Source organism: Massilia sp. P2_C2 (assembly GCF_056404615.1).
In genome coordinates, this window is the sequence record NZ_JBFUDR010000384.1 from 1 (window position 1) to 5,019 (window position 5,019).

The window sequence follows — 5,019 nt, forward strand, 5'->3', positions numbered from 1 at the left end:
GGGGCGATGCATCGCGCCCGCACGCTTGGCGATCCTGTGCGTCCGCCAAGATCATCGCGCGGCCATTGGCGGCGAACGGGAACTGCGCGGCGATGCAGTCGATGCCGTGGCGGGCGGCGTCCTGCGGCGTCATCCCGACCACCACGACTTCCGGATCCGTGAAGCAGACGGCGGGAATCGCGGCGGGCGCCGTGCGTTCACTCCACGAACAGGGTGGCCGGGCACTCGAGGTAGCCGCGCACGGCCTGGATGAATTCGGCCGCCACCATGCCGTCGATGACGCGGTGGTCGAACGAGGACGACAGGTTCATCAGCTTGCGCGCCACCATGCCGCCGTCACGGATCACGGGCCGGTCGACGATCCGGTTCACGCCGACGATCGCCACTTCGGGATGGTTGATGACGGGCGTGCTGACGATGCCGCCCAGCGCGCCCAGGCTCGTGATGGTGATTGTCGATCCGGACAACTCGTCGCGCACCGCCTTGCCGTGCCGCGCCGCGTCCGCCAGGCGGGCGATTTCCGCTGCGGTCGACCACGGGTCGCGCGCTTCGGCATGTCGCACGACGGGCACCATCAGCCCCGCGTCCGTCTGCGTCGCGATGCCGATGTGCACGGGCTCGTACCGCGTCACGACGTTGGCCTCGTCATCGTAGCGGGCGTTCACGTCCGGGAAACGGCGTACGGCGAGGACCACGGCACGTGTCAAGAGCGGCAGCAGCGTGAGCTTGCCCCGTTCGTCGCCGTAGCGGGCGTTCAATTGGGCCCGCAGCGCTTCCAGCTCCGTCACGTCGACTTCCTCGACGTAGGTGAAATGCGGGATCTGGCGCTTGGCCAGCTGCATCCTTTCCGCGATCTTGCGGCGCAGGCCGATCACGGGCACTTCTTCCTCCCCGTCGTGTCGTGCGTAGCGTCCGTCGGTCACGGTCGCCGGCCCGCGCCGCTGGCCGGTCACCCATGCGTCGAGATCGGCATGCGTGATGCGCCCGGCCGGGCCGCTGCCGGCCACGTATTGCAGTTCGATGCCGAGGTCCCAGGCGCGCTTGCGCACGGCCGGTGCGGCCAGCGGTTTCTCGTCGGCCGCACGCAGGGCGGGCGCGTCGACAGGCCCTGGCGGCGCGACAGGCACGGCAGCCGGTGCGGCAACGGGAGCAGCGGCGACGCTTGCCGCCGCCTCTTCCACCCGCTCCGGCTCCGGCACGTAGCCATGCGGCACCTCGGCCGGTTCATCCGCAACCGCAGCGGTGGCGGCCGGCGCATTGCCCGCGTCCGCGACGTCGAGCCGGATCAGTTCCGCCCCGACGGCCAGCGACTCGCCCACGTTGCCGCCGAGGGCCACGACCGTGCCGTGCACGGGCGACGGGATCTCGACGGTCGCCTTGTCGGTCATGACGTCAGCGAGGATCTGGTCCTCGACGACGGTGTCGCCCGGCTGCACGCGCCAGGCGACGACTTCCACCTCCGCGATGCCTTCGCCCAGGTCGGGCATCCTGATCATATGTGTTCCCATGCTCACGCCTCCATCGCACGTTTCAGGGCCGCGCCCACGCGGTCCGGCCCCGGGAAATACGCCCATTCCTGCGCATGGGGGTAGGGCGTGTCCCAGCCTGTCACGCGCTCGATGGGCGCTTCCAGGTGATAGAAGCAATGCTCCTGCACGAGCGCGGCCAGTTCGGCGCCGAAGCCGCTGGTGCGCGTCGCTTCGTGCACGACCACGCAGCGGCCCGTCTTGTTGACCGAGGCGACGACGGTCTCCAGGTCCAGCGGCCACAGGGTGCGCAGGTCGATGATCTCGGCGTCGACGCCCGCCTCTGCGGCGGCTGCTTCCGACACCCACACCATCGTGCCGTAGGTGAGCACGGTCACGTCGTTCCCTTCGCGGAACACGGCCGCCTTGTCCAGCGGGACCGTGTAATAGCCTTCCGGGACGTCGCCCATGCGGTGCCCGGCCCACGACACGACGGGACGGTCATGGTGGCCGTCGAACGGGCCGTTGTACAGACGCTTCGGTTCGAGGAAGATGACGGGGTCGTCGTTCTCGATCGCTGCGATCAGGAGGCCTTTCGCGTCGTACGGGTTCGAGGGCATCACGGTGCGCAGGCCGCACACGTGGGTAAAGAACGCTTCCGGACTCTGGCTGTGCGTCTGGCCGCCGTAGATACCGCCGCCGCAGGGCATGCGGATCGTCAGCGGCGCCGTGAAGTCGCCCGCGGAGCGGTAGCGCAGGCGCGCCGCCTCCGAGACGATCTGGTCGGTTGCCGGATAAAAATAATCGGCGAACTGGATCTCGACGACGGGGCGCAGGCCATAGGCCGCCATGCCGACGGCCGTGCCGACGATGCCGCCCTCCGAGATCGGCGCGTCGAACACGCGCTGCCTGCCGTATTTGGCCTGCAGGCCGTCCGTGACGCGGAACACGCCGCCGAAATAGCCCACGTCCTGGCCATAGATGACCACGTTGTCGTCGCGTCCCAGCATGACGTCCATGRCCGAACGCAGCGCCTGGATCATCGTCATCGATGTCGTCTTCGTCTCCGTTTGGGCTTCCGTTTCCGTGCCGGCGGTGTGCTTGTCGATATCGCGTTTCACGTCACACCCCCAGTTGTTGTCGTTGACGGCGCAGGTGTTCGGGCATCTCCTTGTAGACGTCCTCGAACATCGATGCGGCGCTCGGCACGTGGCCGTCGATCAGCGACCCGTGGCGTTCCGCTTCCTTCTGCGCGCCCAGCACTTCCGCCTCCAGCCCGGCCTGCAGGGCCTCGTGGTCCRCATCGGACCACCAGCCTTTTTTCACCAGGTGGCGACKCAACCTGGCGATCGGGTCGCCCAGCGGGAAATACGTCCATTCGTCGGCGGGACGGTAGCGCGACGGGTCGTCCGACGTCGAGTGCGGACCGGCGCGGTACGTCACCCATTCGATCAACGTGGGGCCGAGGTTATTGCGGGCGCGCTCCGCGGCCCAGYACGACGCCGCGTACACGGCCAGGAAATCGTTGCCGTCTACGCGCAGCGAGGCGATGCCGGCGCCGACGCCGCGCGCTGCGAAGCTGACGCTCTCGCCACCGGCGATCGCCTGGAACGTCGAGATGGCCCACTGGTTGTTGACGACGTTGAGGATCACCGGGGCGCGGTACACGTGCGCGAATGTGAGGCCCGTGTGGAAATCGCTTTCGGCCGTGGCGCCGTCGCCGATCCAGCCGGAGGCAATCTTCGTGTCGCCCTTGATCGCGGACGCCATCGCCCAGCCTACCGCTTGCGGGATCTGCGTGGCGAGGTTGCCCGAGATCGTGAAAAAGCCCTTGGCCTTGACGGAATACATCACCGGCAGCTGGCGCCCTTTCAGCGGATCGCGTTCGTTGGACAGCAACTGGCAGACCATGTCGACGAGCGGATACTCGCGCGCCATCAGCAGGCTTTGCTGGCGATAGGTCGGGAAACACATGTCGCCGTCGCGCAGCGCGAGGGCATGGGCGGTGCCGATGGCTTCCTCGCCGAGGCACGTCATGTAGAACGACAGCTTTTTCTGGCGCTGGGCGATGACCATGCGCGCGTCGAAGATGCGCGTCTTCATCATCGTGCGCAGGCCGAACAGCAGCAGGTCGCGGTCAAGTCCCGGATCCCAGGGGCCGACGGCGTCGTCGACGTCGTCCAGCACGCGGATCATGCCGGCGGCCAGTTCGGCCGTGTCCTGGTAACGGACGTCGACGGGTGGCCGGGGTGTCGTCCCGGCCGCGTGAATGTCGAGGTAAGAAAAATCGGTCTTGCAACCCGGGCGGCCGGTAGGCTCCGGGACATGCAGCGACAGAGGTTGACTCTGGCTCATATACGCTCCCCCTTGGTAAGGTGTGTGCGGTAGCAACATATTAATTCCGGAAAGAGGGCGCACGCCAGGCGCGCCGGGGAATTTTCGTGCTGCCCTGCAGCATGGGAGCGCGGGATCGCCGCGCGGTGGCCTGCCGCATCAGGCCCGCACCTTAGCATGCGGAGCAGCGAAACGGGGCCGATCCGGACAAGAGAATCCGGCCCCGTCAAGCTTGCCCGTGTCGTGCGGCGCGCCTCCAGCCAGGCGGCGCCGATGCCCGACAGGCCGGCGCGGCGTGGTCGGTGTCGGACATGGTGGATTCCAGAGGTCAACGCCGGATGACAATGCGTATTGTCACATATTGATTGGCAATATTCTGTGCGAAAATAGAGGCATGCCTCCAGAATCTTTACAACCTGCCCGGCCTTATCGCGGCATACCCCAGGACGAAAGGCGCGCGCAACGACGTTCGCAGCTGATCGGGGCGGCGGTCGCCGTCTATGGCGAGCGCGGCTATCGCCAGTCGACTGTCAAGGCGGTCTGCGAAGCTGCCGGGCTGACCGAACGTTATTTCTACGAATCATTCGCCAACAGCGAAGAGCTGCTGATCGCGTCGTTCAATGCGGTCACGTACAGCGTGCTGGAAGAAATCAAGGCGGCCGGGCGCACCGCCGGCCGCAGCCGGGTTGCACGGGCACGCGCGATGTTGCACACGTATTTCGCGGCGCTGCAGCGCGAGCCCCGCTCCGCACGCGTGTTTCTCGTCGAGATCCGAGGCGTCAGCCGGGCCGTCGACAAGGCATTCGATGCCGCGCTGCGCGCAATCGGCGAGCAGGTAGGCCGCTATGTCGTACCGCCGGACGTACCGGCGGATCCTTTGCTGGAAGCCGGCATCGTCGGCGGCGTCATCCACATCGCGCTGCGCTGGATCGAGGATGGGTACTCGCCCGATATCGACGTCGTCACCGACAGCGCATTGCGTCTCGGCATGGTGCTGGGCCGGCCGCCCGTGCGCCGATAATCCGTACGGACTGCCAACGGCGGTACAAGCGTCCGGGCAGCCGTCAACGAAAAATGGCCGGCGGCTTGCGCCGCCGGCCATCCCTCCCATCAATGCTGGGAAGCGCCCGACTGGTCGTGCGGGACCGTGACGGTCGCCGTCTTCACCGTCTTGTTGCCGGCCTTGTCGGTCGCGGTAAAGGTGACGGTGTAGACGCGA

General features: G+C 67.2%; 4 protein-coding genes and 1 pseudogene. 1 reads left to right on the forward strand and 4 read right to left on the reverse strand.

What is annotated here, in order from left to right:
* The 4 genes and pseudogenes from AC1DYX_RS27630 to AC1DYX_RS27645 form a co-directional block, all read right to left on the reverse strand.
* Nucleotides 1-187 (reverse strand): annotated as a pseudogene (locus AC1DYX_RS27630) (hypothetical protein); the annotation flags it as partial.
* Between the two features lie 10 nt (nt 188-197).
* Complete coding sequence (locus tag AC1DYX_RS27635) at nt 198-1,508, reverse strand: dihydrolipoamide acetyltransferase family protein (RefSeq protein ID WP_477264866.1); 1,311 nt, start codon at nt 1,506-1,508, stop codon at nt 198-200.
* A gap of 2 nt (nt 1,509-1,510) precedes the next feature.
* Nucleotides 1,511-2,515 carry an alpha-ketoacid dehydrogenase subunit beta gene (locus AC1DYX_RS27640; protein ID WP_477264872.1) on the reverse strand — a complete coding sequence of 335 codons (1,005 nt, stop codon included), beginning with the start codon at nt 2,513-2,515 and terminating at the stop codon, nt 1,511-1,513.
* 73 nt (nt 2,516-2,588) lie between these two features.
* Entirely contained in the window at nt 2,589-3,821 is a 1,233-nt protein-coding gene (locus AC1DYX_RS27645; protein ID WP_477264868.1) for a thiamine pyrophosphate-dependent enzyme, read from the reverse strand.
* 373 nt (nt 3,822-4,194) lie between these two features.
* On the opposite strand from AC1DYX_RS27645, the gene AC1DYX_RS27650 reads away from it, so the two are divergent.
* The gene (locus AC1DYX_RS27650; RefSeq protein ID WP_477264870.1) at nt 4,195-4,821 is read left to right on the forward strand and encodes a TetR/AcrR family transcriptional regulator; all 627 of its coding nucleotides are present in this window, start codon (nt 4,195-4,197) and stop codon (nt 4,819-4,821) included.
* Nucleotides 4,822-5,019 lie beyond the last annotated feature (198 nt).